This window comes from Pseudomonas sp. ADAK2 (assembly GCF_012935755.1).
Taxonomy (GTDB): Bacteria; Pseudomonadota; Gammaproteobacteria; order Pseudomonadales; family Pseudomonadaceae; genus Aquipseudomonas.
Genome location: NZ_CP052862.1, coordinates 5439770 through 5464417, shown reverse-complemented (window position 1 = coordinate 5464417; position 24648 = coordinate 5439770). Strand labels below are relative to the sequence as shown.

Annotated in this window: 20 protein-coding genes; 11 read left to right on the top strand and 9 right to left on the bottom strand. The window is 59.2% G+C overall.

The window, feature by feature from the left end; genetic code table 11:
* Nucleotides 1–67: 67 nt before the first annotated feature.
* The 3 genes from cgtA to rplU all read right to left on the bottom strand — a co-directional run bounded on the left by cgtA (nucleotide 68) and on the right by rplU (nucleotide 2110).
* Nucleotides 68–1291 (bottom strand): Obg family GTPase CgtA, encoded by a 1224-nt coding sequence (gene cgtA / locus HKK52_RS25100; protein WP_169373002.1) that lies wholly within the window; start codon nucleotides 1289–1291, stop codon nucleotides 68–70.
* A 194-nt stretch (nucleotides 1292–1485) separates the two neighbouring features.
* Nucleotides 1486–1761 (bottom strand): 50S ribosomal protein L27, encoded by a 276-nt coding sequence (gene rpmA / locus HKK52_RS25095; protein WP_046048788.1) that lies wholly within the window; start codon nucleotides 1759–1761, stop codon nucleotides 1486–1488.
* 34 nt (nucleotides 1762–1795) lie between these two features.
* Nucleotides 1796–2110 (bottom strand): 50S ribosomal protein L21, encoded by a 315-nt coding sequence (gene rplU / locus HKK52_RS25090; RefSeq protein ID WP_003176051.1) that lies wholly within the window; start codon nucleotides 2108–2110, stop codon nucleotides 1796–1798.
* A 240-nt stretch (nucleotides 2111–2350) separates the two neighbouring features.
* Here rplU and HKK52_RS25085 point away from each other — a divergent pair, with 240 nt between their 5' ends.
* From HKK52_RS25085 to HKK52_RS25075, 3 genes are all read left to right on the top strand, one after another.
* Nucleotides 2351–3319, top strand: a complete 969-nt coding sequence (locus tag HKK52_RS25085) for a polyprenyl synthetase family protein (RefSeq protein ID WP_169373001.1) — start codon at nucleotides 2351–2353, stop codon at nucleotides 3317–3319.
* A gap of 178 nt (nucleotides 3320–3497) precedes the next feature.
* Nucleotides 3498–3839: a zinc ribbon domain-containing protein YjdM gene (locus HKK52_RS25080; protein WP_007901863.1), complete on the top strand. Its 342-nt coding sequence runs from the start codon at nucleotides 3498–3500 to the stop codon at nucleotides 3837–3839.
* A gap of 206 nt (nucleotides 3840–4045) precedes the next feature.
* The gene (locus HKK52_RS25075) at nucleotides 4046–4303 is read left to right on the top strand and encodes a PA4570 family protein (protein WP_054051383.1); all 258 of its coding nucleotides are present in this window, start codon (nucleotides 4046–4048) and stop codon (nucleotides 4301–4303) included.
* A 135-nt stretch (nucleotides 4304–4438) separates the two neighbouring features.
* Here HKK52_RS25075 and HKK52_RS25070 read toward each other — a convergent pair whose 3' ends face one another.
* Nucleotides 4439–5056, bottom strand: coding sequence for an FKBP-type peptidyl-prolyl cis-trans isomerase (locus tag HKK52_RS25070; RefSeq protein ID WP_169373000.1), 618 nt, complete (start codon nucleotides 5054–5056; stop codon nucleotides 4439–4441).
* A 122-nt stretch (nucleotides 5057–5178) separates the two neighbouring features.
* Entirely contained in the window at nucleotides 5179–5490 is a 312-nt protein-coding gene (locus HKK52_RS25065) for a DUF6482 family protein (protein WP_169372999.1), read from the bottom strand.
* 219 nt (nucleotides 5491–5709) lie between these two features.
* On the opposite strand from HKK52_RS25065, the gene HKK52_RS25060 reads away from it, so the two are divergent.
* Nucleotides 5710–7596 (top strand): hypothetical protein, encoded by a 1887-nt coding sequence (locus tag HKK52_RS25060; RefSeq protein ID WP_169372998.1) that lies wholly within the window; start codon nucleotides 5710–5712, stop codon nucleotides 7594–7596.
* A gap of 65 nt (nucleotides 7597–7661) precedes the next feature.
* Here HKK52_RS25060 and HKK52_RS25055 read toward each other — a convergent pair whose 3' ends face one another.
* Nucleotides 7662–8150, bottom strand: a complete 489-nt coding sequence (locus tag HKK52_RS25055) for a TIGR00645 family protein (protein WP_169372997.1) — start codon at nucleotides 8148–8150, stop codon at nucleotides 7662–7664.
* A 160-nt stretch (nucleotides 8151–8310) separates the two neighbouring features.
* Between HKK52_RS25055 and HKK52_RS25050 the strand changes: the two genes are divergently transcribed.
* Nucleotides 8311–10140 (top strand): hypothetical protein, encoded by a 1830-nt coding sequence (locus HKK52_RS25050; RefSeq protein ID WP_169372996.1) that lies wholly within the window; start codon nucleotides 8311–8313, stop codon nucleotides 10138–10140.
* On the opposite strand, the gene HKK52_RS25045 is transcribed toward HKK52_RS25050, so the two are convergent.
* Complete coding sequence (locus HKK52_RS25045; RefSeq protein ID WP_133837671.1) at nucleotides 10134–10475, bottom strand: PA4575 family protein; 342 nt, start codon at nucleotides 10473–10475, stop codon at nucleotides 10134–10136. The two genes, HKK52_RS25050 and HKK52_RS25045, sit on opposite strands and share 7 nt — an antisense overlap.
* Before the next feature lie 444 nt (nucleotides 10476–10919).
* Entirely contained in the window at nucleotides 10920–13358 is a 2439-nt protein-coding gene (locus HKK52_RS25040; RefSeq protein ID WP_169372995.1) for a Lon protease family protein, read from the bottom strand.
* Nucleotides 13359–13637: 279 nt separating this feature from the next.
* Here HKK52_RS25040 and HKK52_RS25035 point away from each other — a divergent pair, with 279 nt between their 5' ends.
* The 4 genes from HKK52_RS25035 to HKK52_RS25020 all read left to right on the top strand — a co-directional run bounded on the left by HKK52_RS25035 (nucleotide 13638) and on the right by HKK52_RS25020 (nucleotide 17089).
* Complete coding sequence (locus HKK52_RS25035; RefSeq protein WP_054051400.1) at nucleotides 13638–14126, top strand: DUF3015 domain-containing protein; 489 nt, start codon at nucleotides 13638–13640, stop codon at nucleotides 14124–14126.
* 93 nt (nucleotides 14127–14219) lie between these two features.
* Nucleotides 14220–16073, top strand: a complete 1854-nt coding sequence (locus HKK52_RS25030) for an Lnb N-terminal periplasmic domain-containing protein (protein WP_169372994.1) — start codon at nucleotides 14220–14222, stop codon at nucleotides 16071–16073.
* 94 nt (nucleotides 16074–16167) lie between these two features.
* Nucleotides 16168–16524 carry a hypothetical protein gene (locus HKK52_RS25025; protein ID WP_169372993.1) on the top strand — a complete coding sequence of 119 codons (357 nt, stop codon included), beginning with the start codon at nucleotides 16168–16170 and terminating at the stop codon, nucleotides 16522–16524.
* A 70-nt stretch (nucleotides 16525–16594) separates the two neighbouring features.
* Nucleotides 16595–17089, top strand: coding sequence for a GreA/GreB family elongation factor (locus HKK52_RS25020; RefSeq protein WP_169372992.1), 495 nt, complete (start codon nucleotides 16595–16597; stop codon nucleotides 17087–17089).
* 187 nt (nucleotides 17090–17276) lie between these two features.
* Here the strand turns inward: HKK52_RS25020 and ettA are convergent, their stop codons facing one another.
* Nucleotides 17277–18941 carry an energy-dependent translational throttle protein EttA gene (gene ettA / locus HKK52_RS25015; protein WP_169372991.1) on the bottom strand — a complete coding sequence of 555 codons (1665 nt, stop codon included), beginning with the start codon at nucleotides 18939–18941 and terminating at the stop codon, nucleotides 17277–17279.
* 285 nt (nucleotides 18942–19226) lie between these two features.
* Here ettA and HKK52_RS25010 point away from each other — a divergent pair, with 285 nt between their 5' ends.
* A complete protein-coding gene (locus tag HKK52_RS25010) occupies nucleotides 19227–23075 on the top strand; it encodes a sensor domain-containing protein (RefSeq protein WP_169372990.1) in 3849 nt (1282 codons plus the stop codon).
* Between the two features lie 234 nt (nucleotides 23076–23309).
* Nucleotides 23310–24563 carry a serine hydroxymethyltransferase gene (gene glyA / locus HKK52_RS25005; RefSeq protein ID WP_169372989.1) on the top strand — a complete coding sequence of 418 codons (1254 nt, stop codon included), beginning with the start codon at nucleotides 23310–23312 and terminating at the stop codon, nucleotides 24561–24563.
* Nucleotides 24564–24648: the final 85 nt, after the last annotated feature.

Here is a 24648-nt window from a genome sequence, read left to right as displayed (position 1 = left end):
CCAACTATCGATTTCCAGATACTAAAACGCCGCTCGATTGAGCGGCGCTTAAGTTTATCGCAACGGATCAGTCACGCACGTAAATGATTTCCGGACCATCTTCATCATCCACATCTTCTTCGTCCCAATCATCGTCGCCGATGTCATGGACCGACTTAACGCCGCTACGACGCAGGGCACGCTGGTCATCCAGGGCCTGCAGCTGGGCACGGGCTTCGTCTTCGATGCGCTGATCGAGCTCGGCCAGCTCTTCCTTGTAGGCCGGGTCGGCAGCCAGGCGATCGGCACGATCTTCCATGTAACGCATGATGTCGTGGCACAGACGCTCGGTACCGAGCTTGGAGATGGCCGAGATCACGTAGACCGGACCAGTCCATTCCAGGCGATCAACGATCTCCTTGACGCGCTCATCGTGCTCTTCTTCAAGGATCTGGTCGCACTTGTTCAGCACCAACCAACGATCACGCTCAGCCAGGGACGGGCTGAACTTGGTCAATTCGCTGACGATCACTTCCGCAGCATCCGGGGCGCTGGCGTCATCGAGCGGTGCCATGTCCACGAGGTGCAGCAGCAAACGGGTACGCGACAAGTGCTTGAGGAAGCGAATCCCCAGGCCCGCGCCGTCGGAAGCGCCTTCGATCAGGCCCGGGATGTCCGCGACCACGAAGCTTTTCCAGCGATCGACGCTGACCACACCCAGGTTCGGCACCAGCGTGGTGAACGGGTAGTCGGCGACTTTCGGCTTGGCGGCCGACACCGAACGGATAAAGGTACTTTTACCGGCGTTCGGCAAACCCAGCAGGCCAACATCGGCCAGCACTTTCATTTCCAGCTTGAGATCACGCGCTTCACCCGGTTTGCCCGGAGTGGTCTGGCGCGGAGCACGGTTGGTACTGGATTTGAAACGGGTGTTGCCCAGACCATGCCAGCCGCCATGGGCGACCAGCAGACGCTGACCCGCCTTGGTCAGGTCGCCGATGACTTCCTGGGTCGCGGAGTCGATCACGGTCGTGCCGACCGGAACCCGCAGGACCAGCTCTTCACCTTTCTTGCCGGTGCAGTCGGTGCTGCCGCCGTTGGAACCGCGCTCGGCATCGAAGTGCCGGGTGTAACGGTAGTCCACCAGGGTGTTGAGGTTTTCGTCGGCGATCATGTAGACCGAGCCGCCATCACCACCATCACCGCCGTTCGGGCCACCGTTTTCAATGAATTTTTCGCGACGGAAGCTCATGCAACCGTTGCCGCCGTCGCCGGCCTTTACTCGAATCGATACTTCATCAACAAACTTCATAACAAAACGCCTCTCGTCATACGGACGAGCCGAAAAAAACTAGACATAAGACTCTTGCAAAAATGAGCGCAGCGACCTCAATCAACGACCGCAAAATCCAGCGCTGGAGCCCATCACAAACAGCTTTGCAAGAGACTCACCCCACAAACGAAAAAGCCCCGTCGCGAGACAGGGCTTTTCCAGCAACTACGTAATTATGCCGCGACGACTGCAGTCTTCGGGACAATGCTCACGTAACGGCGATTGAAAGCGCCTTTTACTTCAAACTTGATCACGCCGTCGATTTTAGCGAACAGAGTGTGATCTTTACCCATGCCTACACCGTAACCGGCGTGGAATTGGGTGCCGCGCTGACGCACGATGATGTTGCCCGGAATGATAACCTGGCCGCCATACATCTTCACGCCAAGGCGTTTGGCTTCTGAGTCGCGACCGTTACGGGTACTACCACCAGCTTTTTTGTGTGCCATGAGTCAATTCTCCTAGTGAGGAATTAGGCTGAAATTAAGCCTGAATACCGGTGATTTTGATCTCGGTGTACCACTGGCGGTGGCCCATACGCTTCATGTGGTGCTTACGACGACGGAACTTGATGATGCGGACTTTATCGTGACGACCTTGGGAGATCACTTCAGCCACAACGGTAGCGCCAGCAACAACTGGAGCGCCGATGTTCACGTCATCGCCATTGGCGACCAACAGAACGCGATCAAAAGTAACGGATTCGCCGGTAGCGATTTCCAGTTTTTCGATCTTCAGGTATTCACCTGGGGCGACCTTGTATTGCTTGCCACCAGTAACAATTACTGCGTACGACATGGTATTTCTCCGATAATCCTGCTCACCCAGCTCTTTATAAGAAGAGGTATTGGCTGGCATGGCTGCATTGGGCTGGAAGGCCTGTTTGCAATTGCGTAAGGCAGGTGCTGCCCAGGAAGTTCAGGGTGCGCGATTGTACGCAAGCTGCCGGAGTGATGCAAGAGGCCGTCCATCGCGCCTTGACAGGTCCGGACGTGGGTCCTAGCATGCCGCGCAACCCTTCTGGAGCAACTGTCGCTGATGCAACCCCAAGCTTTCTACCGCGCGGTGGCGGACGATTTTAGCGCCGTCGACGGCATCATCAAGAAGCAGCTGACTTCCCGAGTGCCGCTGGTATCGAAAATCGGCGACTACATTACCTCGGCCGGCGGTAAACGCCTGCGTCCTCTATTAGTGTTGCTGTGTGGCAAGGCCCTGGGTCGCGAAGGCGATGACCTGCGCCTGCTGGCCGCCACCATCGAGTTCCTGCACACCGCCACCCTGCTGCATGACGACGTGGTCGACATGTCCGGCATGCGCCGTGGCCGCTCGACCGCCAATGCGATGTGGGGCAACGCGCCAAGCGTGCTGGTCGGCGACTTCCTGTATTCGCGCTCTTTCGAAATGATGGTCGAACTGGGCTCGATGCCGGTGATGAAGATCCTTTCGCAAGCCACGCGAATCATTGCCGAAGGCGAAGTGTTGCAGTTGTCGAAGGTCCGGGACGCCAGCACCACCGAAGAAACCTACATGGAAGTCATCCGCGGCAAAACCGCGATGCTCTTCGAGGCCTCGACCCACAGCGCCGCCGCCCTGTGCGAAGCCACGCCGGATCAGCGCGAAGCGTTGCGCACGTTTGGCGATCACCTGGGCGTAGCCTTCCAACTGGTCGACGACCTGCTGGATTACAAAGGCGATGCGGAAACCCTGGGCAAGAACGTCGGTGACGATCTGGCCGAAGGCAAGCCGACCCTGCCGCTGATCTACACCATGCGTGAAGGTACTCCTGAGCAAGCCGCACTGGTACGCCAGGCGATCCAGAAGGGTGGCATCGAAGACCTGGAAAGCATCCGCGAGGCCGTTGAAGCTTCCGGTTCGCTGGAATACACCGCGCAATTGGCCCGTGATTACGTGGCCCGCGCCATCAAGTGCCTCGACGCCCTGCCAGCCAGCGAATATCGCGATGCGCTCGTTGAATTGAGCGAGTTTGCGGTAGCCCGTACGCACTGATCCGCCCTGTGTAGGAGCGAGGCTTGCCCGCGAAAGCATTCTGCCAGTCAATACTCATGTGACTGACACACCGCTATCGCGAGCAAGCTTTGCTCCTACAAATCATGTGTCGCCCCTTCCCCCGAATAAACCCTATATAATGTGCGACTTTTAGCGATCCTCAATCCAAGGAGCTTTAGTGAGCACGTTGCCACCCTGCCCGAAATGCAATTCCGAATACACCTACGAAGACGGCGCGCAGCTGATCTGCCCCGAGTGCGCCCACGAGTGGTCCGCCAGCGGCGAAGCTGAAGTGGCGTCCGATGACACCGTGAAGAAGGATTCGGTGGGCAACGTCCTGCAGGACGGCGACACCATCACTGTGATCAAGGACCTCAAGGTCAAGGGCACGTCCCTGGTGGTCAAGGTCGGCACCAAGGTCAAGAACATCCGCCTGTGCGATGGCGATCACGACATCGATTGCAAGATCGACGGCATCGGCCCGATGAAGCTCAAATCCGAGTTCGTCAGAAAAGTCTGAACCTGCTGTCTTCCATCCCGCGCCCGGCGTGGGATGGTGCTACACCCTCCCCCGCTTCGCCCCGCAATCCCTCGCAGTAGCCAAACGCCAGCCATTTTGACCTTACGCAACCTTTACCCTGAAAAAAACACAAACAGCCAATAGGTCCTTGCTATTTGATGAATAAGAATTATTCTCATTGAAACCCATCAATGGAGATGAGACCCATGACTTATTTGATCGATGCCTGGCTGGACCGCCCACACCCTTACCTCAGGATCCTGCATCGGGAAACCGGGGAAGTCTGTGCGGTGCTTGAAGAAGAAGCCTTGAACGAGCTGCAGGATCAGGGTGATCTGGACGTCAGCGGCTTGAGTTCCAGCGAGCCGGTGGTGCTCAAGGAACTGGTGCGCAATCTGTTTCTGTTCTGCTATGCCCGGGCGTTGCGCCCGTCGCATGAACTGCACCATAAGCTCGAAATATGAGTAACGCGCAAACCCCTGTAGGAGCGAGGCTTGCCCGCGAACGCGATCTATCAGTCGACATCAATATGACTGACACACCGCCTTCGCGAGCAAGCCTCGCGCCTACAGGATCACGTGGATCACGCGCTCACAATCTTACAGAACGTCGAGCAGCTCGACGTCGAACACCAGTACGCTGTGCGGCGGAATGCTGCCAACGCCTTGAGCGCCGTAAGCCAGTTCGCTCGGCACGTACAGACGCCATTTGCTGCCGGCATTCATCAGTTGCAGGGCTTCGGTCCAGCCAGCGATCACGCCGCCAACCGGAAATTCTGCAGGCTCGCCACGCTCGTAGGAGCTGTCGAACACAGTGCCGTCGATCAGGGTGCCGTGGTAGTGCGTGCGCACTTGATCTTCACGTGACGGCTTGGCGCCTTCACCTTGAGTCAGTACTTCGAATTGCAGGCCGGAAGCCAGGGTGGTGATGCCGTCACGCTTGGCGTTTTCAGCCAGGAAGGCCAGGCCTTCGCCTGCAGCGGCTTCAGCTTTGGCAGCGGCTTCGGCTTGCATGATCTCGCGGATCACTTTGAAGCTGGCGGACATTTCTTCCTGACCCACACGGCTCGGCTTACCGGCGAATGCGTCGGTCAGGCCAGCCAGGATCGAATCCAGGTTAACGCCCGGTGGCGGGTTGTCGCGCAGTTGGTCGCCCAACTGACGGCCGATACCGTAGCTGACGCGGGTTTCGTCGGTGGACAGATTTACTTCGGACATGACACTGCTCCGCTGTGCGGACGGCCCTGGAACTTGCCGTGCGGACACAGCGCATCCCGGAGCGCCCGGAACCAAAAGGGCGAGCAGACTAGCACAGAAGCCATGGCATTGATCAGGGGGTGTCAGCGCTGCCAGGCTGAACGGAAGGCGATCGGCACCTTCAGGGTTTCCTCGTCGATGGCGCCGAGTCCGCACATTTCGTCATGCACCGAGGTATGCACCAGGTTGAATTGCAGCTTGGGGAACGCGTGCAGGACTTCACGGGCATGCTCGACCGAGCGCAGATGAAACGACTGGCCATGGGCATCGTTCAGTGGATAAGCCGCCCCATGCATCCGCGCTTCCAGCAGATAGATCCCGCCTTCAAGCGAAATCAGGTTCAACTCATCGATCTTCCCGGCGATGGCGTAGGCATTGAGCTCTTGCAGGTTCATGAGCGCACCTCAAGCAGTGGCGGACCAAGACCCTTACAGGCATATGCCTCGACGCCGTAAAGCACAAGTCGTGCGCAGCAACCGCTCGACAGGCGGTCGCTGTGCGCGGGCACATATTGCGTGGTGCAGCCTTGGGAGAAAGCAGGATCAAGCCCAATCATTTCTGGTAGTGTCGCCGGCTGATTTCGAATCACTCTTCGCTTCAACGGATATTTTTAAATGGACTTTCATTTCCGCATCGATTCTATCTGCGCGTTTGTGCGCAAGTTCCGGCGTGTCGGCCTGTGGCTGCTCGCGCTGTTGATTTGCGCAGCACTGGGCACCGCGTACTGGATGGCGCCCACAGAGAAAGAGCGGGTCGCCGCCTATTACGAGGCGCTCGAAAAGCAACTGGTCTGGATCAATGACGCCAGACTGAGAGATGCCATCCGGGCCAAATCGGCCGCCATGATGGAGAAGAGAAAATCCGAATTGTGGATCGCCCAATTTCCAGAGGACCCTGCCTACACCCTGGACCACGCGGTCCTGCTTAAAGAAAGTGCCGACCCCAAGGCCCTGACCAATCGCTGGCTCGAGAGTCTGCTCTATGAACGCGGAGTCTTTGGCGACAATCCCATCGTCGAGCTGCGACCCAAATCATCGACCGATCCAGATGAGTATGCCGGCCTGCCGTTTCCTCTTCAGCTGTCCTGGACATCGGCCACCCTGGACGATGGTCAAGTCGTCGAGGCCCGCTTCGAGCCACCCGCGCAAGATAAACCGCTGGCACTGTCGAAGGACAAGTACTCCGACGAGCTTCAGTTGGTCTACCCGCAGAAAAACGGTCAGATGATCAACAAGCGGATTCGGCCTCTGCCCATCACGCTGAATGGCGAGGTCTCGGTGCTGGTTCCTGGCAACGTCGCGCAATTCAACTTTTCCAGAAAGGATGCTGGCGTCAGTCGTAGCATCGGCAATCTGACCGTCACGCTGTTGAGCGTGGGCGAGCACTCTGCCGAAGTCGAACTGCGTAATCGGGCACCGTTGACCCACGAAATAGCCGACAGGAATGTATCTGCGCTCCTGATTCAGGCCCAGGACACCACCGGAAAATTCCTCAAGCCTCGTGGCGAAGTGTTTCTGGGGGATGATGAAGCCCGGTTGTACAAAGAGCAGCTCGATACCCTGCTCAAGCAGAAGACATTCAGTGAACAACTGGCCCAGCAGCAGCAAGAACAACTGACCGCATTCAAAAGAACCTCGCAGGTGCAGTACCGCACGCAATACTTCTTCGGTGACGTGAAAAACATCAGCGTTACCGCCATGGATTTTTCCGACGCCCTGACAGTGCAAAAGACCCTGACGGTGCCGATCTACGACTTTTCATCGTTTGTGGTCGGCAGCGCCGTGCAAGCGATGCCCAACCCTGTGGTCATCCATGACCTCAAGGCAGAAGCAAAACTGAGCGGCTACAACATGACCGCAGAGCAACTGCTGAAAACGGTGGTCGTGGATCAGGAAATCGTCAGCAATCGGCTCGCAAGGATCTTGTTCCGTGCACAGGCCGCGCTCAATTGGACCTACGGCAACCCGAAAATGGACGTCCCCGTCACGTTCTACACGCAGGGTACTGATGGCCAGCGCGGGGAGGTCATTGACGTCAGCCCCTATGCCTACAAAGCCGAATTGGACAAGGCGAGAATCAGCTACGACCTCCCGGACTTCTATCTCCACGAAGCACCGGCCTACGCCAGCGGAACCATGAAGCTCGCGCACCCGATCGTGGAAAAAAACCAGTACCCGGTCAGCGCGTTACCCAAGGGCATGAGTGTGCAGGGTAATGCGGTGATTCTGGATGAGCAGGCGTTCAACCAATATGAATGGCACGTAGCCGCCAAAGACGAGAGCGGGCGTTACCTCAAGGTGATGCACGAGCAAGCGCACCGAAAGTCCGCTCATGGGGACAACCTGTTTCGAGTGACGTACTTCTACGGCAAGCCAGCGGTGATCGAGGGGTACTTCCGCGCGGACGTCGAGGCCATTTCATACCCGTTCGCCGTGAAACTGATAAAGCCCAAAACCCCCTGCTACTCCACCGGCACGATCATGATGTCCGGCTGCATGTAACCAGACAAAAAAACGCCGCACTCTCCGGGGGAAGGTGCGGCGGTCTGGACAGGTTCGATTCGACGTCAGTGCTTGGTCAGCTTATCCAGATAGCCCATCGCAAACGCCGAGATCACAAAGGTCATGTGGATGATCACGTACCACTTCAAGTGCTCGGGATCGACGTTCTTGGCGTCCATGAAGATGCGCAGCAAGTGGATCGACGAAATCGCCACGATCGAGGCCGCGACTTTCATCTTCAGCGAAGACGAATCCATGGTCCCCAGCCAATGCAGCTTCTCTTTGTCCTCATCGATGTCCAGTTCGGAGACGAAGTTCTCGTACCCGGAGATCATCACCATCACCAGCAGGCCGCCCACCAGTGCCATGTCGATCAGCGACAGCAGCACCAGGATAAGGTCCGATTCCGCCATCGAGAAGACGTTGGGAATGACATGAAAGACCTCCTGGAAAAACTTCAACGCCAGTGCCAGCAAGCCCAGGGACAGACCGAAGTAGATCGGCGCCAGCAACCAGCGGGAGGCGTACATTGCATTTTCGATAAAGCGTTCCATTGAATCTCACACGAGGGCTGGTAAATGGCCGCGAGTATATCAGCCGCCTGTAACACTCAGAAACTGTTCGAAAATCCGCAACCTGCGCGTGTGAGGCGAAGGTTTTCTGCTAGTGTCCAAACCATTGACAGGTTAGCGACACCGGACAGGAAGACAGGAAATGGATGTGCGATTGCCTTTAACGAGTGCCGGACTTTGCCTCGCGTTGTTGCTCGGCGGTTGTTCACCCAGCGATGAGAAGCGTCAGGTCAGCCTCGAAGAAAAAACCGCGCAGTTCGAAAAGTCCCTGGATGCCATTCAGGACCCGAAACTCAAGGACGCCGTCGCCGAGTTGGGCGGCTCGCTGCTGTTGCTCGAACGGGCGCAGCTCAAGCTCGACAGCAAACCGCTGCAAACCGAGTACAGCGAAGACGCCCTGGCGGTGCTCAAGCACTACCCCACGCCTCAGGCACTGGTGGATACCTACATCAACGGCCTGTTTGTGCTGCACAAGGATTCCAGCTCCGACTACCTGACCGACCTGCAACCGGTGTTCCCCTTTAACTTCAGCATCCCGGCGGCCTTCCTCTTCCCCCATGGCCTGGAATGGCAATCGGTCACCCTGAGCAACAAGCGCGTCATCCCGTTCCAGCCGGAATGGTCGGAAACCGATCCCGGCATTCAACTAAGTCCTTCCAGCTCGAACCTGACCAACCCCGATGACCTGACGGTGACCTACCCGTTCATCGATGGCCTGGACGTGGAAAACAAAAACCAGCCGCAACCGGTCAGCCTGCAAGGCAAGGTCGAGGTCATTGCGCCGCGGCGGCTGTACAGCTTTGACCTGACCCGGAAGGACGTCGGCCAGACGCGCACCAACGACAACCTCAGCGTCACCCTGCTGAGCCTGACGAACAACCATGCCGAAGTGGAATTCACCAACAGCCTGCCCATGGCCTCCGAAGTCAGCGAGACACCGCTCAACCCGCTGATCGTGCAGGCCAAAGACAACACCGGACAATTTCTCTCTCGCTCGGGTTCGATCAACGAAACCGCGGCGCAAATCGCCTTCTATCAAAAACAACTGGCGCAGATGCAACAGCAGAAAGCCTGGAGCGAGACGCTAGAAAAGCAATTGGATGAAGACCAGCGAGCGTTTGAGAAGCAGCAGACTCGGCATTACACCAAGGTGTATTTCAACGGCCCGATCGAGACGCTCGAAGTCAGCGTGCTCGATTTTTCCAGCGCCACCGTGACCCGCAAGGATCTGGACCTGCCCGTCCGCCGCTTTGATCACAACACCACCGAGAAGACCATCCAGCCGCTGAGTTTGCCGGTGGTGGTGTACGACGACCAGGCGCCGATCTGGCTCAAAGGCGCGACGCTCGGCGAAGAACAACTGAAAAAGAGCGTCAACATCACGCAATCGGTGGATGACCCCAGCGCAGCCCGGATCGAATTCGATCATCCGCGCAGCTTCAACGACGAACTGCTCGGCACCTCCTTCAGCCCCGGCGATGGCCCGGTAACGTTCTTCACCGCAGGCGATAACGGCCAGCGTGATGAACCGATCGAACTGCCGCCCGAGGCTTATCAAGTCGATCCGTTGCGCGGCGTCATCACTTACGATTTGAACCTGTTTCCGGAGACCCCTGCCTTCGCCGTGGGCTCCATGCCGCTGTTTCTGGCCACGGTCGAGCAGAAGAGCCTGGACGCGCACCAATTGCCCAAGGGCCTGGAGCTCAAGGGCAACGCGCTGGTGGTCGATCTGAAGCTGTTTCCCGCCCAGGACTGGCGCTTTTTCGCCAAGGACGACAGCGGCAATTATCTGAAAGAGATTCTTTCGGTCAGTCATGACGCGAGCGCAGAAGGCCCCGCGCTATTAGGCGTGCATTACTTCTATGGCCAGCCGACGCGGCTGGAAACCTACCAGCGAACCGACCTCGCCACCGTGCAATATGGTTTCGAGGTCAAACTCGATAAAACCGAGTTGCCCGACCTGACTCAGTGATCGGGACGAAATTCGAAGCCACCCAGGCTGCGAACACGACCACCGTTGATTTCCCGCAGTTGGGCTTGCAGGTGCAGGCTCCAGATTTGCGGGTCGTCGGCCAGCTCGTAGCCATGCAGGGTCAGACTTTCAACAATCGTGTCGAGGATCGATTCAGCCACGAAGGGGCCATGGAACGGGCCTTGAGCCTTGATGGCCGAAGGTTGCTCGCCGGCCATTCCGGCGGCGAAGAGTAAGGTCCACATGCCCGTATCTCCCGCCAATGGGCGGATAGCGCACTCGATACGGGTCACAAGGCCCAGGCATTGACGGGTGAGGCAGAGGTTGCGCGACATGGCGGCGACCCTCGATAGATCCGGTATTCAGCCCTCATGGGAAGGCTGTTTCGATCCAGTGATTGCTGTCCCTATCCTTGAGCTGAGAATAGAAGAAAAGTTCGCTTCGCAAGCAAAGCGAGACCAGAAGGCGCCGAGCGGTCATTGTGTGAATATTGACGTCAGACTGATGGCACTGATCGTTCCCACACTCTGCGTGGGAATGCAGCCCCAGGACGCTCCGCGGCCCTTAAAAGCGTGACGCGGAGCGTCACAGGAGGCATTCCCACGCGGAGCGTGGGAACGATCAAAAATAACCCAAAACCTGTTGGAGCGAGGCTTGCCCGCGAAGGCGGTGTATCAGCCGACATCAATGTCGGCTGACAGATTGCCTTCGCGGGCAAGCCTCGCTCCTACGAGGGATTAGATCGTTCCCACGCTCTGCGTGGGAACGATCATGGCGGGTCAAGCCGGTTTGGCTTCGACCAACGCTTCCAGTGCGATTTCCTTCTCGGCTTCCTTGAGATCTTCTTCGCTGATCATTTCCGCGATCACCCGCAGGCGCTCCACCACCCGCGCGTTGACGCTGCCTTCCGGGAACTGGCCATCGGCATCCGGTGAGCCGGCCGGCTCGCCCACCAACAGGCTCAGGGCCTCGTCAGCCTGGCGCACGGCGTAGACATGGAACTGCCCCGCCCGCACCGCCGACAGCACTTTCTCGTCGAGCATCAGCGTCGCGACGTTGGCCTGGGGAATGATCGCCCCTTGCTCGCCGGTCAGCCCACGGGCTTCGCAGAGGCGGAAGAAGCCTTCGATCTTCTCGTTGACCCCGCCCACCGCCTGCACTTCACCGAACTGGTTGATCGAACCGGTAATCGCAAAACACTGCTTGAGCGGGGTTTTCGACAAGGCCGAGATCAGCGTGCACGCCTCGCCCAGCGACGCACTGTCGCCATCGACGTAACCGTAGGATTGCTCCAGGGCGATGCTCGCTGAAATCGCCAGCGGGAATTCCTGGGCGTAACGGCTGCCCAGATACCCGGTGAGAATCATCACGCCTTTGGAGTGAATCGGCTGGCCGAGGTTGACCTCACGCTCGATGTCGACAATGCCGCTGCCGCCCGGATACACCGTGGCGGAAATCCGCGCCGGCACGCCGAACGCCGAGTCGCCGACCTCCAGCACTGTCAGCCCGTTGCACTTGCCGACCGCCGCGCCATCGGTGTCGATCAGGATGATCCCTGCCAGCATGTCATCAAGAATCCGCGCCGAAACGCGCCCGGTGCGGGTGGCCTTGGCTTTGAGCGCACGTTCGATATGGCCGGCGTCGGTCATTTCATCGCCGGCCAGGTGGCGAATGAAATCCGCCTCGCTCACCAGTTGGAACAGATCGCCGATCCGCGCCGACAAACGCCCCTGGTGTTCCGCCAGACGCGCGCTGTAGGTCGCCAGACGCGCCACCGCATCGGCGGTCAGCGGCGCCATGCCTTCTTCCGAGGTACGGGTTTTGAGCAACTGGGCGAACTGCTCCAGGCTCTCGTCGACCATCGGGATGTCTTCGTCGAAATCCACCAGGACGCGGAACATCTCCTGGAAGTCCGGATCGAGGTCTTGCAGCGTGTAGTAGAGCTGCCGGGCGCCGATGATGATGACTTTGACCTGCAACGGAATGTGTTGCGGGGTCAGGGTCACGGTGGCCAGTCGGCCGAGTTCACCGAGCGGCGATTCCATTTTCAGCTTGCGCGATTGCAGGGCGCGCTTGAGCGCATCCCACACGAACGGCTCGCTGAGCATTTTTTCCGCTTCAAGGATCAGGAACCCGCCGTTGGCCCGGTGCAATGCACCCGGACGCAGCTGCCGGTAAGTGGTGTAGAGCGCGCCCTGGTCGGTGCTGTATTCGATACGACCGAACAGGTTTTCGTAAGTCGGGTGCGGCTCGAACACCACCGGCGCACCGCCGCTGGCCGAATGACCGACCACCAGGCTCGGGGCGTATTGTTCTTCCAGCATCTTGCGCGCAACGGCATCGACCTTGCTGTCGTCGACCAATTGCTCGACCACGGTTTTCAGCAGGTACACCTGCATCGCTTGCAGGTAACCGCACACCGCCGCGTTCTCGGCGTACTTCTCCGACAACGGCGACAGCAACGGCTGCAAGGCCAGGGTGATGGTTTCTTCGTTGAGCTGGCGCAGTTGATTGCTCGACTCGCGCTTCCATTGCGGCAGGCTGGCAAGTTCTTCGTTCAGGCGCTCTTCGAGGCCAGAGATGTCTTCATGAAAACGCTCGCGATCGGCTTCCGGCAATTGCGCGAACTCAGCCTCGTCCAGCGCCTTGCCTTCGCTCATCGGGGTGAAGGCGATGTTGCTGGCGTCGCGGTACAGCGCGACTTCCTTCTCCAGGGCCAGGCGTTCGATGATGTCCAGCGCCTTGTCGTAGCGCTGGTTGAAGGCGCGGTCGATGGCACTTTTCTTCTGCTGGTAGGACGGGTGTTCGAACACCGCCGGAAAAGTTGCCAGCAAGTTGTCGATCAAACCGTTGATGTCACCGATGAACGCACCGGCGGTGCCCGATGGCAATTCCAGGGCTCGCGGCTCGCGGGGCTCATCGAAATTATTGACGTAGACCCAGTCCGCCGGGGTCTGCAGGCGTTTGCCTTCGGCTTTCAGGTAGCGTTTGACGAACGAGAACCGGCCAGTGCCGGGCTCGCCCATGACAAAGACGTTGTAACCGGGACGTGGCATGGCCACACCGAACTGCAGGGCTTCAACAGCACGTTCCTGGCCAAGCACACCGCGGAAGGGCTCCAGATCATTGGTGGTAGAGAAGCTGAACTGTTCAGCGGAAAACGGACGGGTCAGCGCTTCAGGCGCTAGACGCAAGCTGGCAGCAACAGGATCAGGCATCGGGCTTCCTTACATCAGGCGGGGCAGATAGCGGCATTCTGGCGCTGCCCATACCCGACTGGCAAGGCGCGCCTCAAGCCAAAGCATAGACAAACCGCCATCGCCACGCGGGGCGGGGCCAAATCAATGTTTTGCAGCGAATGTTTTGCAAAAAATCACGGAACCCTTGGAACGTGCCTAAACTCCAAACTGCGCGGCTGGAACTAATAACCGGCCCACTGGCGTCGAGTTGGCGCCAAACCCCTTGTCCATTGGTATGCACACAAAGAGAACAAAGCTATGAAACGGATTCTTCTCGGTACTCTCTTCACCGTTGTATCCCTCAATGCCATGGCTCAGGCGCCAGGCGGCCCGGATTGTGGTTGGGGCAACATGCTGTTCGAAGGGCAGCGTGGCACCCCGGCTCACTTCCTGGCATCCACCACTAACGGCACCTCCGGCAACGCAACATTTGGTATGACTTCCGGCACCAACGGTTGCTCGACCAATGCTGCGCTGACTTATGGCGGTAAATCCTGGATTGCCATGAATGGCATGATGAACGAGCTGTCTGAAGACATGGCCAAAGGTAACGGCGAAGCGCTGACTACCTACGCCGTGGTACTGGGCGTGGCGCCGGAAGACCGTGCGCACTTCGCCGCTGTGACTCACGAGCACTTCCAGCAGATCTTCAGCAAGGCTGACGTGACCGCTGACGACGTGCATACCAACACCCTGGCCGTCCTGAAGAGCGATCCTCGTCTGGCCAAGTACGCGACTCAAGCTTAAGCTCGACCCAACCGCTCCTTTCGGGGAGCGGCTTTTGTTTTTTGGACCTGCCCCTCTTTGGGTCTTTGTTTCTTCCGACTTAAGTTGCCCACTATGCTCAAACGCCTTGCCTGGCTGGCGCTCTGTGTCTGCGCCCCGCTGTCCGCCGCGCCACACATCGACGATCAACGTTTGCAGCAACTGGCCAACGACCCTTTCTGGATTTCCCTGGGCCATTACGAAACCGCCAAGCTCGGTGGCTGGCGCAGCTATGTCAGCGACAAGAAATTCTTTCTCGCGTCCGACGGCAATGAACATCCGGATCGTGAATTGGCCGCGACCGTTCAGGCGCTGTACGCCCCGGCCAGCGCTGGCGAGAAACACGCCCAATGCGTCTACCCGGCCCGTACTCGTTGGCTGAAAGCGCAACTGAACCTGAGCGATTTGCCGAAGCTCGATTGCGCCGAGTTCACCCAATGGTTCAAGGATGTCGCGCCCCACAGTGCGGTAATGATCTTCCCGGCCGCGTACCTGAACAGCCCGTCATCGATGTTTGGCCACACCCTGCTGCGCATCGACCAGGCCAATGTGCAAAGCGATCAAACGGCCCTGCTCAGCTACGCAATCAACTTCGGCGCCTACATCGAAGGTTCGGACAACAGCATCCTCTACGCCTGGAAAGGCTTGATGGGCGGCTATCCGGGGTTGTTTGCGCTTGTGCCCTACCAGGAAAAACTCTCGGAATACCGCAGTCTCGAGAACCGCGACCTGTGGGAATACCGGCTGAACCTGACCCAGCAAGAAACCGAACGCATGGTCGAACACGTCTGGGAACTCAAGCAGATACAGTTCGACTATTTCTTCTTTGACGAAAACTGCTCGTATCGCCTGCTGGAACTGCTGCAAGTGGCGCGGCCGAGTCTGCGCTTGACCGAGCAATTTCCGCTGACGGCGATTCCCACCGATACCGTCAAAGCCGTGAAAGAAGCCGGGCTGGTGGAATCGATCCAGTATCGCCCGTCCCGCGAACGTGAATTGCTGAGCCGCGCCGAGCCGTTGAATCCTGAAGAACAGCAATGGGTGCTGAAAGTCAGCGCCGATCAGAAGCAATTGCAGGCACCTGAATTCAAAGCGCAGCCGCGCGACCGGCAAGCACTGATCGTCGACGCCGCTTACCGTTTGGAACGCTACCGCGCCAACGGCCAGGAGCGTGATCCGGCTCGGGCCCAGCGCAGTTTCGAACTGTTGCGGGCGATCAATCAGAATCCGCCGCCGGAACTGGATATCCCGCGTCCGGGCTTGCCCGAGGACGGTCACGAATCCCGCACCTGGCAGGCCGGCCTCGGCACCCGTGGCGACAAGGCCTTCGGCGAATACGGCTTGCGCATGGCCTATCACGACCTCAACGACAACGCCGAGAGCTTCCCGCTGGGCGCGCAGATCGAAATCCTGCAGATGAAACTGCGCCAGTACGAAGGCAATCACTGGCAACTGCAGCAACTGGATTTGGCGACTATTCGCTCACTGACGCCGCGCAATGAGCTGTTGCAGCCGTTGTCGTGGCAAGTCACCGGTGGCCTGGAACGGGTGCCGGGCAAGCATGACGATGAAACCCTGGTCAGCCACGTCAACGGCGGTGCCGGCGGGACCTGGGCGTTGGGCGATGATGTGCTTGGGTTTGCCCTGGGCACCGTGCGCATCGAACACAACAACGACTTTGCCGGGTTCGTCGCGCCCGCGGCCGGTTTCAACAGCGGTGTGTTGTGGAAAAATCCGCTGGGCAACTTCAGCCTGGAGACCAAGGGTGATTTCTTCACCAACGGCGAAGTGCGTCGTAGCATAAGCCTGAACCAGCAGTGGGAATTGTCGCGCAACCTGGGGCTGCGTCTCAGTGCCCAGCGTGAATTCAGCCACCTCGCCTCGCCCGAGAATGAAGTGATGCTTGAGGTGAAGTGGTATCACTACTGACCCACCGCGATCTTTTGATCTTTCTTTCACACCCCGCTGACGAATCGACTTCTAGACTTCTCTGTATAGGCCGTCAAACGGCCGGGAGTCTGAGATGTGGCGTTGCGTGGGTGCGTTGGGTTTGCTGCTGTTGTGCGCGGGTTGCCAGTCGACCCACGAAGATCTGATCGCCAAGGGTTACCCTCCGGCGTTCGCTGACGGTTTCGACGACGGTTGCGTCAGTGGTCGTCAGGCCGCAGGGGCGATGACCGGCGAATTTCGCAAGAACGTGCCGCGCTACCTCAAGGACAAGCAATACGCCGAGGGTTGGGGCGATGGCTTCCGCCAATGCCAGGCGATGCTGGAAAACCGCGACCGCGAGGACTATCGCAGCCACCATTGGGACGACCGCGAACGCGCCTGGCAGCAACAGAAAGACCAGGACGCCGCCCGGGCTTTTCGCTCGCCCTAGGTCGCTGCCAGACATCCATCGAAACTATTCCCCTGCGACCATGGCCCAAACCCTATAACGGGAGAAAACCATGAGTCGTGCCTTCGTCAATGAAGATAACGCCGCCGCGCAAGCCGATCAGCCAGTCGAACGGCAGGTCAGCGCGCAGCCCAACTACGTCACCCCCGCCGGGCTTGCCCAATTGCAGGCAAAACTGGCCGAGGTCCAAAAACTGCTCAATGAACAGAGCGCCAAAGGTGAACTGGCCGACAAACAGCGCCAGGCTGACCTTGAGCGTGACTGGCGGTATTTCAATCAGCGATTGCAAAGCGCTCAGCTGGTGGTACCGGCCTCCTCGACCGACAAAGTGCAGATTGGCGCCTGGGTGACGTTTGCCGATGAACAGGGCAACGAACAGCGGGTGCAGTTGGTCGGTGAGGATCAGGCGGAGGCGGCCAGTGGGTTGATCAATTGGGGTTCGCCGTTGGGTCGGGCGTTGCTGGGCGCGCAGGTCGGGGATGAGGTGCTGTGGAAGCGGCCGGCGGGGGATTTGGTGATTGAGGTGTTGAGTATAGATATTCAGTGACCATACGGACGCTTTCGCGGGCAAGCCTCGCTCCTACGGGGGCGCGGTCGTACACAATATTTCGGCACACCGCAAAACTGTAGGAGCGAGGCTTGCCCGCGAAGGCCACACCGCGGTCTACCTGAATAACGTCCATAAAAAAACGGAGCCCCCAAAAGGCTCCGTTTTTTATGCAACCAACCCGATATCAGGCCAGTTTCTTGTGCCGTACACGGTGTGGCTGGGCAGCCGCTTCGCCGAGACGCTTTTTACGATCAGCTTCGTACTCGGTGTAGTTACCTTCGAAGAAGATCGCTTGCGAGTCGTCTTCATACGCCAGGATGTGCGTCGCCACACGGTCAAGGAACCACCGATCGTGAGAGATCACAATGGCGGCGCCCGGGAAGTCCAGCAGGGCTTCTTCCAGGGAACGCAGGGTTTCAACGTCGAGGTCGTTGGACGGTTCGTCGAGCAGCAGGACGTTGCCACCCTCCTTCAGGGTCAGGGCCAGGTGCAAGCGACCGCGCTCACCACCGGACAGGTCCTTGACGAACTTCTGCTGATCGCCGCCCTTGAAGTTGAAGCGACCGACGTAGGTACGCGACGGAATCTCGTAGTTGCCGATGCGGATCTGATCCGAACCGTCGGAGATTTGCTGGAATACCGTCTTGCTGCCGTCCAGGTCTTCGCGGCTCTGGTCAACGCACGCCAGTTGCACGGTTTCGCCGACTTCGATGCTGCCCGAATCCGGTGTTTCCTTGCCCATCAGCATGCGGAACAGCGTGGATTTACCCGCACCGTTACCGCCGATCACGCCAACGATGGCGCCCTTCGGCATGGAGAACGACAGGTTGTCGATCAACACGCGATCGCCGTAGCCCTTGGAAACGTTCTTGAACTCGATGACCTTGTCACCCAGGCGCGGACCGGCCGGGATGTAGATCTCGTTGGTTTCGCTGCGCTTCTGGAATTCCTGCGATTGCATTTCTTCGAAGCGTTGCAGACGAGCCTTGGATTTGGACTGGCGGGCCTTGGCGCCTTTGCGCACCCATTCCAGTTCTTCCTTCATGGCTTTTTCGTGGGCCGACTGCTGCTTGGATTCGGCAGCCAGACGATCGGACTTGGCTTCCAGCCAACCCGAATAGTTGCCCTCGTACGGGATACCGGCGCCGCGGTCGAGTTCGAGAATCCAGCCGGCAACGTTGTCCAGGAAGTAACGGTCGTGCGTGATCGCAACCACGGTACCCGGGAAATCGTGCAGGAAGTGCTCCAGCCAGGCGACGGAATCGGCGTCCAAGTGGTTGGTCGGCTCGTCGAGCAGCAGCATGTCAGGGGCGGACAGCAGCAGGCGGCACAGGGCCACACGACGCTTTTCACCACCGGACAGGAATTCGACTTTGGCATCCCACGCCGGCAGACGCAGCGCATCGGCGGCAACTTCCAGTTGGCGATCCAGGTTGTGACCGTCGCTGGCTTGCAGGATGGCTTCGAGCTTGGCCTGTTCTGCCGCCAGTTTGTCGAAGTCGGCGTCTTCTTCAGCGTAGGCCGCGTAGACCTCGTCCAGGCGCGCCTGGGCGTTTTTGATCACGCTGACCGCTTCCTCGACCACTTCACGCACGGTCTTGGTCGGGTCCAGGATCGGTTCCTGTGGCAAGTAACCGATGTTCAGGTCCGGCATCGGACGGGCTTCGCCCTCGAACTCGGTGTCGACGCCCGCCATGATTTTCAACAGCGTGGACTTACCCGAACCGTTGAGGCCGAGCACGCCGATCTTGGCGCCGGGGAAGAACGACAGCGAAATGTTTTTCAGGATTTCCCGCTTCGGCGGAACAACTTTGCCCAGCCGATGCATGGTGAAGACGTATTGAGCCATGGAGAACCTTGGGTCAGTGACAGATGAATGATTGGAGCGCAGGCGAAGCCCGGCCAGACCGTGCGCGTCGTCCGCTTGATATAGACCAATGCGTGCGCGCTGAAAAAGTCTGAGTCTAGGAGCTGGAACGCTCCCGCGTAACCGGCAAAGCTACCTGAATGACAAGTGGCAGTCCAGCCGGGAGGGGCTGGCACTTCGCCACAACTCAAGGCATGCTAGCCGCCCTCCGGGCGTCCGGCTTATAGTGCACGTCGCGCCAGTCCAGCCAAACCGCAGGATTTCAGTTTGTCTAATGTCACGCCGCCTCTTTCTACCCGTGCACCGGCTGCCGCGCTCGGCTCCCCCCTGCGTGGAACCCTGAAGGGCGCGCTGGCGACACTCGTGCTGTTGCTGCTCGCGCTGCTGTTCTGGCAACTGCTGGATCAACTGAGCGAAACCCAGAAAAACCAGCGCCAGTACACCATCGACTACACCGCCGACCTCGCTTCGCAAGTCAGCCTGAACATGGCGCTTAACGCGCAGATCGCCCTGAACCTGCTACCGATCGTCGAGCAACCGCAATCCGCCGACGAACAGCAGATGCTGCTGCGCAAATTGCAGCAATCGCTGCCCGACCTGCGCAGCCTGGCGTTACTCAGCCCTTCCGGAAAAATCCTCAGCGACAGCGCCGCCGACAGCCAGGATGCCGACTACCTGAGCGATCTGGTGCGGCGCAGCCGTTCGCAAGCGCACTATTTCAGCAACGCCGATGATGGCTCGGTGGTGCACTTGCTGCTGCATCAGGCCAGCGGCAGCAGTCGCGGTTATTGGGCGTTGCGCCTGACCCCGACGTTTTTCTCCTCGCTGACCAAACAGGGCGAAGCCGGCATCCGCCCACTGTGGCTGGTGGAAAACCGTGTCAATCATCAGATCATCAGCCGCGATGAAAACCTGCCCGCCGTCAAGCCGGGCACGCTGAGCGAGGATGACCTGGCCAACAGCGTGTTGACCGTGCCCCTGAGCAGCAGCGACTGGCAACTGCGCGGGCTGTTCGACCGCCAACAGGTGCTCGAACAACTGCTGCCAGCGTTCATCGGCAAATGTCTGCTGGGCCTGGCCTTCTCCCTGCTGCCGTTTATCGCACTGTTGAGCATGCGCCGCCGTCAGCGCCAGTTGCACGAAGGGCGTCGGCGCTATCAGGACATTTTCGAAGGCACCGGCGTCGCGCTATGCGTGCTCGACCTATCCGGGCTTAAAAGTTTCTTCGACAAGACTCAGATCAATAGCAGCGAACAACTGAAAACCTGGCTCGAAGTCCCTGAGCAACGTCAGCAGTTGCTACAAGAACTACGCATCACCGAAGTCAATCAGGTCGCCCTGCAACTGCTCAACGTCAATTCCTGCGAACAGGCCTGGAAGCTGCTGATCGACGGCAGTCCACAGGACAATACCGCCATCGGCAACCAGATGCTGGAGGCCGTGCTCAACCAGCAGAAACAACTCGAACTGGAAATCAAACTCCAGGACAACAACGGCCGCGACCAGCACCTGTGGCTGGTGCTGCGCCTGCCGGAAGAGCAGCACGACTACAAAGCCGTGATCCTGAGCATCAACGACATCACCAGCCGCAAGCTCATCGAACTGTCACTGCTGGAGCGTGAAGGCTTCTGGTCCGACGTGGTGCGCACCGTGCCGGATCACCTGTACGTGCAGGACGTGATCAGCCAGCGAATGATTTTCAGCAACCATCACCTGGGGCAGACGCTGGGCTACAACCGCACCGAGCTGCATCAGATGGGCGAGTACTTCTGGGAAATCCTCCTGCACCCCGAAGACGCCGACTATTACCACCGCTCGCGCCAGACCCAGCGCCAGGCCGGTTACTCGCAATTGCTGCAATGCCAACTGCGTTTCCGTCATCGCGACGGCAACTGGCGGCGTTTCGACATTCGCGAACAGGCCCTGGCCCGGGACAAGCACGATCAGGTCACGCGGATCATCGGCGTGGCCAAGGACATCACCGAACAGATTGAGGCCAGCGAATCCCTGCGCGACAGCGAGCAGCGCTACCGCATGCTCGCCGAAAGCATCAGCGACGTGATTTTCTCCACTGACAACAAGCTGTCGCTCAATTACGTCAGCCCGTCGGTGCAGGCCGTGTTGGGTTATGACGTGGACTGGATTTTCCAGAACGGCTGGCAATCGACCATCGCCAACCCGCAGCAACTGAGCGGCATCTACGGCTTGATGGACCGGGTCAGCAAAGCCCTGGATAAACCCGATCAACTGGCGTTGTTGCGCAGCCAGGTGCAGACCCAGTTGTTCCTGTTCGATTGCCTGCGGGCCGATGGACGCAAAATCCCCATCGAGCTGCGGCTGGTGCTGGTGTGGGACGAACACGGCGCCTTCGAAGGCGTGCTCGGGGTCGGTCGCGACATCAGCCAGCAGCGCCGCGCCGAGAAAGACCTGCGCATGGCGGCCACGGTATTCGAACACTCGACATCGGCGATCCTGATCACCGACCCGGCCGGCTACATTGTTCAGGCCAACGAGGCGTTCAGCCGCGTCAGCGGTTATGCGGTGTCGCAAGTCCTCGATCAGTTGCCGAACATGCTCACTGTCGATGAGCAGCAGGAAGCGCATCTGCGTTATGTGCTCAAGCAACTGCATCAGCACAGCACCTGGGAAGGCGAAGTCTGGCTCAAACGGCGTAATGGCGAGCATTACCCGGCGTGGGTCGGCATCACTGCGGTGCTCGACGACGAAGGCGACCTCGCCAGTTATGTGTGCTTCTTCAGCGACATCAGCGAGCGCAAGGCCAGTGAACAGCGGATTCACCGCCTGGCCTATTACGACGCCCTGACCCACCTGCCCAACCGCACGCTGTTCCAGGACCGCCTGCACACCGCGCTGCAATCGGCGGAACGACAGAAGTCGTGGGTGGTGCTGATGTTCCTCGACCTCGACCGCTTCAAGCCGATCAACGACTCCCTGGGCCACGCCGCTGGCGACCGCATGCTCAAGGAAATGGCCACGCGCCTGCTCGGATGCGTCGACGATGACGACACCGTGGCGCGGATGGGCGGCGATGAGTTCACCTTGCTCCTGCAACCGCGGATCAACCGCGAAGTGGCGCTGAACCGGGCGATTCATGTGGCGGAACAGATTCTCGCCAGCCTGGTGAAGCCGTTTGTGCTGGAAGGTCGCGAGTTCTTTGTTACGGCCAGTATCGGGATTGCCCTGAGCCCGCAGGACGGCAACGAACTCAGCCAGTTGATGAAGAACGCCGACACCGCGATGTACCACGCCAAGGAACGTGGCAAGAACAACTTCCAGTTCTATCAGGCCGACATGAACGCCAGCGCCCTCGAGCGTCTGGAGCTGGAAAGCGACTTGCGCCATGCCTTGGAGCAGAACGAATTCGTGCTGTATTACCAACCGCAGTTCAGCGGCGACGGCAAACGCCTGACCGGCGCTGAAGCCCTGCTGCGTTGGCGCCATCCCCGTCGCGGACTGGTGCCGCCGGGGGATTTCATTCCGGTGCTCGAAGAGCTCGGGCTGGTGGTGGATGTCGGCGACTGGGTGATCAGCGAGGCCTGCCGTCAGCTCAAGACCTGGCATCAGGCCAAAGTGCGGGTGCCGAAGGTCTCGGTGAACATTTCGGCGCGGCAATTCTCCGATGGCCAGCTTGGCACGCGGATCGCCAACATCCTCAAGGACACCGGCCTGCCGCCGGCCTGCCTGGAGCTGGAACTGACCGAAAGTATCCTGATGCGCGAAGTCAGTGAGGCGATGCAGATCCTCGCCGGGTTGAAAAACCTCGGCCTGAGCATCGCCGTCGACGACTTCGGCACCGGTTATTCATCGCTCAACTACCTCAAGCAGTTCCCGATCGACGTGCTGAAAATCGACCGCACCTTTGTCGATGGTTTGCCGTCCGGCGAGCAGGATGCGCAGATTGCCCGGGCCATTATCGCCATGGCCCACAGCCTGAACCTGGCGGTGATCGCCGAGGGTGTGGAAACCCACGAGCAACTCGACTTCCTGCGTGAGCATGGGTGTGATGAGGTTCAGGGGTACCTGTTCGGCCGGCCGATGCCGGCGAGCCGGTTTGAGGCGCAGTTCAGCAATGATGCGCTGTTCATGTTCGACTGAAGCGCAATCATTGTGGCGAGGGAGCTTGCTCCCGCTTGAGTGCGCAGCGCTCACAAGATTTTGGGGCCGCTTCGCAGCCCAGCGGGAGCAAGCTCCCTCGCCACAGGCCCGCCCAGACACCGCTGATCCCGTCATGAAGCCCACTTGTCTGCGACATGATGTCCTTTCATATGCCATCTAAAACCCATTGGGTTAGAATGCCCCCCTTTTCTGCCCCGATCCTTGAGGACCGCCATGTTCAGCCGTGATTTGACTATTGCCAAGTACGACGCCGATCTCTTTGCCGCCATGGAGCAAGAAGCTCAGCGCCAGGAAGAACACATTGAGCTGATCGCTTCGGAGAACTACACCAGCCCTGCGGTGATGGAAGCTCAAGGCTCGGTACTGACCAACAAGTACGCCGAAGGCTACCCGGGCAAGCGCTACTACGGTGGTTGCGAGTTCGTCGACGTGGTTGAGCAGCTTGCAATTGATCGAGCAAAAGAACTGTTCGGCGCCGATTACGCCAACGTTCAGCCGCACGCCGGTTCCCAAGCCAACAGCGCCGTTTACCTGGCCCTGCTGCAAGCCGGTGACACCATCCTGGGCATGAGCCTGGCCCACGGCGGTCACCTGACCCACGGCGCCAGCGTTTCCTCCTCCGGCAAGCTGTACAACGCCGTTCAGTACGGTATCGATGCCAACGGCCTGATCGACTACGACGAAGTCGAGCGCCTGGCCGTCGAGCACCAGCCAAAAATGATCGTGGCCGGTTTCTCCGCCTACTCGCAGATTCTGGACTTCCCGCGCTTCCGTGAAATCGCTGACAAGGTTGGCGCCTACCTGTTCGTCGACATGGCCCACGTGGCCGGTCTGGTCGCCGCTGGCGTCTACCCGAACCCGGTGCCATTCGCTGACGTCGTGACCACCACCACCCACAAGACCCTGCGCGGTCCACGTGGCGGCCTGATCCTGGCTCGCGCCAACGCCGACATCGAGAAGAAGCTGAACTCCGCCGTATTCCCGGGCGCCCAGGGTGGCCCGCTGGAGCACGTGATCGCCGCCAAAGCGATCTGCTTCAAGGAAGCGTTGCAGCCTGAGTTCAAGACTTACCAGCAACAAGTGGTGAAAAACGCCAAGGCCATGGCCGGCGTGTTCATCGAGCGCGGCTTCGACGTGGTGTCGGGCGGTACTGAAAACCACCTGTTCCTGCTGTCGCTGATCAAGCAGGATATCTCCGGTAAAGACGCCGACGCCGCTCTGGGCAAGGCGTTCATCACCGTGAACAAGAACTCCGTGCCAAACGATCCACGCTCGCCGTTCGTGACCTCCGGTCTGCGCTTCGGTACCCCGGCTGTGACCACTCGTGGCTTCAAAGAAGCAGAGTGCAAAGAGCTGGCCGGCTGGATCTGCGACATCCTGGCCGACCTGAACAACGAAGCGGTGATCGACGCCGTTCGTGAGAAGGTCAAGACCATCTGCAAGAAACTGCCGGTATACGGCGCTTAATTGCCCCGCTAAACCGCAGCACTAAAAAAACCGGTCAGTGATGGCCGGTTTTTTTTCGCCTGCATTTTTTAAAACCGGGAAAAGG

Bases quoted from the DNA above. Each gene is read 5' to 3' on its own strand.
- HKK52_RS25030 (WP_169372994.1), top strand. From the start codon at position 14,220: ATGCTCAAACGCCTTGCCTGGCTGGCGCTCTGTGTCTGCGCCCCGCTG.
- HKK52_RS25040 (WP_169372995.1), bottom strand. From the start codon at position 13,358: ATGCCTGATCCTGTTGCTGCCAGCTTGCGTCTAGCGCCTGAAGCGCTG.
- HKK52_RS25050 (WP_169372996.1), top strand. From the start codon at position 8,311: ATGGATGTGCGATTGCCTTTAACGAGTGCCGGACTTTGCCTCGCGTTG.
- HKK52_RS25070 (WP_169373000.1), bottom strand. From the start codon at position 5,056: ATGTCCGAAGTAAATCTGTCCACCGACGAAACCCGCGTCAGCTACGGT.
- HKK52_RS25075 (WP_054051383.1), top strand. From the start codon at position 4,046: ATGACTTATTTGATCGATGCCTGGCTGGACCGCCCACACCCTTACCTC.
- ettA (WP_169372991.1), bottom strand. From the start codon at position 18,941: ATGGCTCAATACGTCTTCACCATGCATCGGCTGGGCAAAGTTGTTCCG.
- rpmA (WP_046048788.1), bottom strand. From the start codon at position 1,761: ATGGCACACAAAAAAGCTGGTGGTAGTACCCGTAACGGTCGCGACTCA.
- HKK52_RS25020 (WP_169372992.1), top strand. From the start codon at position 16,595: ATGAGTCGTGCCTTCGTCAATGAAGATAACGCCGCCGCGCAAGCCGAT.
- HKK52_RS25085 (WP_169373001.1), top strand. From the start codon at position 2,351: ATGCAACCCCAAGCTTTCTACCGCGCGGTGGCGGACGATTTTAGCGCC.
- HKK52_RS25055 (WP_169372997.1), bottom strand. From the start codon at position 8,150: ATGGAACGCTTTATCGAAAATGCAATGTACGCCTCCCGCTGGTTGCTG.
- HKK52_RS25035 (WP_054051400.1), top strand. From the start codon at position 13,638: ATGAAACGGATTCTTCTCGGTACTCTCTTCACCGTTGTATCCCTCAAT.
- glyA (WP_169372989.1), top strand. From the start codon at position 23,310: ATGTTCAGCCGTGATTTGACTATTGCCAAGTACGACGCCGATCTCTTT.
- HKK52_RS25060 (WP_169372998.1), top strand. From the start codon at position 5,710: ATGGACTTTCATTTCCGCATCGATTCTATCTGCGCGTTTGTGCGCAAG.
- rplU (WP_003176051.1), bottom strand. From the start codon at position 2,110: ATGTCGTACGCAGTAATTGTTACTGGTGGCAAGCAATACAAGGTCGCC.
- HKK52_RS25065 (WP_169372999.1), bottom strand. From the start codon at position 5,490: ATGAACCTGCAAGAGCTCAATGCCTACGCCATCGCCGGGAAGATCGAT.
- cgtA (WP_169373002.1), bottom strand. From the start codon at position 1,291: ATGAAGTTTGTTGATGAAGTATCGATTCGAGTAAAGGCCGGCGACGGC.
- HKK52_RS25025 (WP_169372993.1), top strand. From the start codon at position 16,168: ATGTGGCGTTGCGTGGGTGCGTTGGGTTTGCTGCTGTTGTGCGCGGGT.
- HKK52_RS25045 (WP_133837671.1), bottom strand. From the start codon at position 10,475: ATGTCGCGCAACCTCTGCCTCACCCGTCAATGCCTGGGCCTTGTGACC.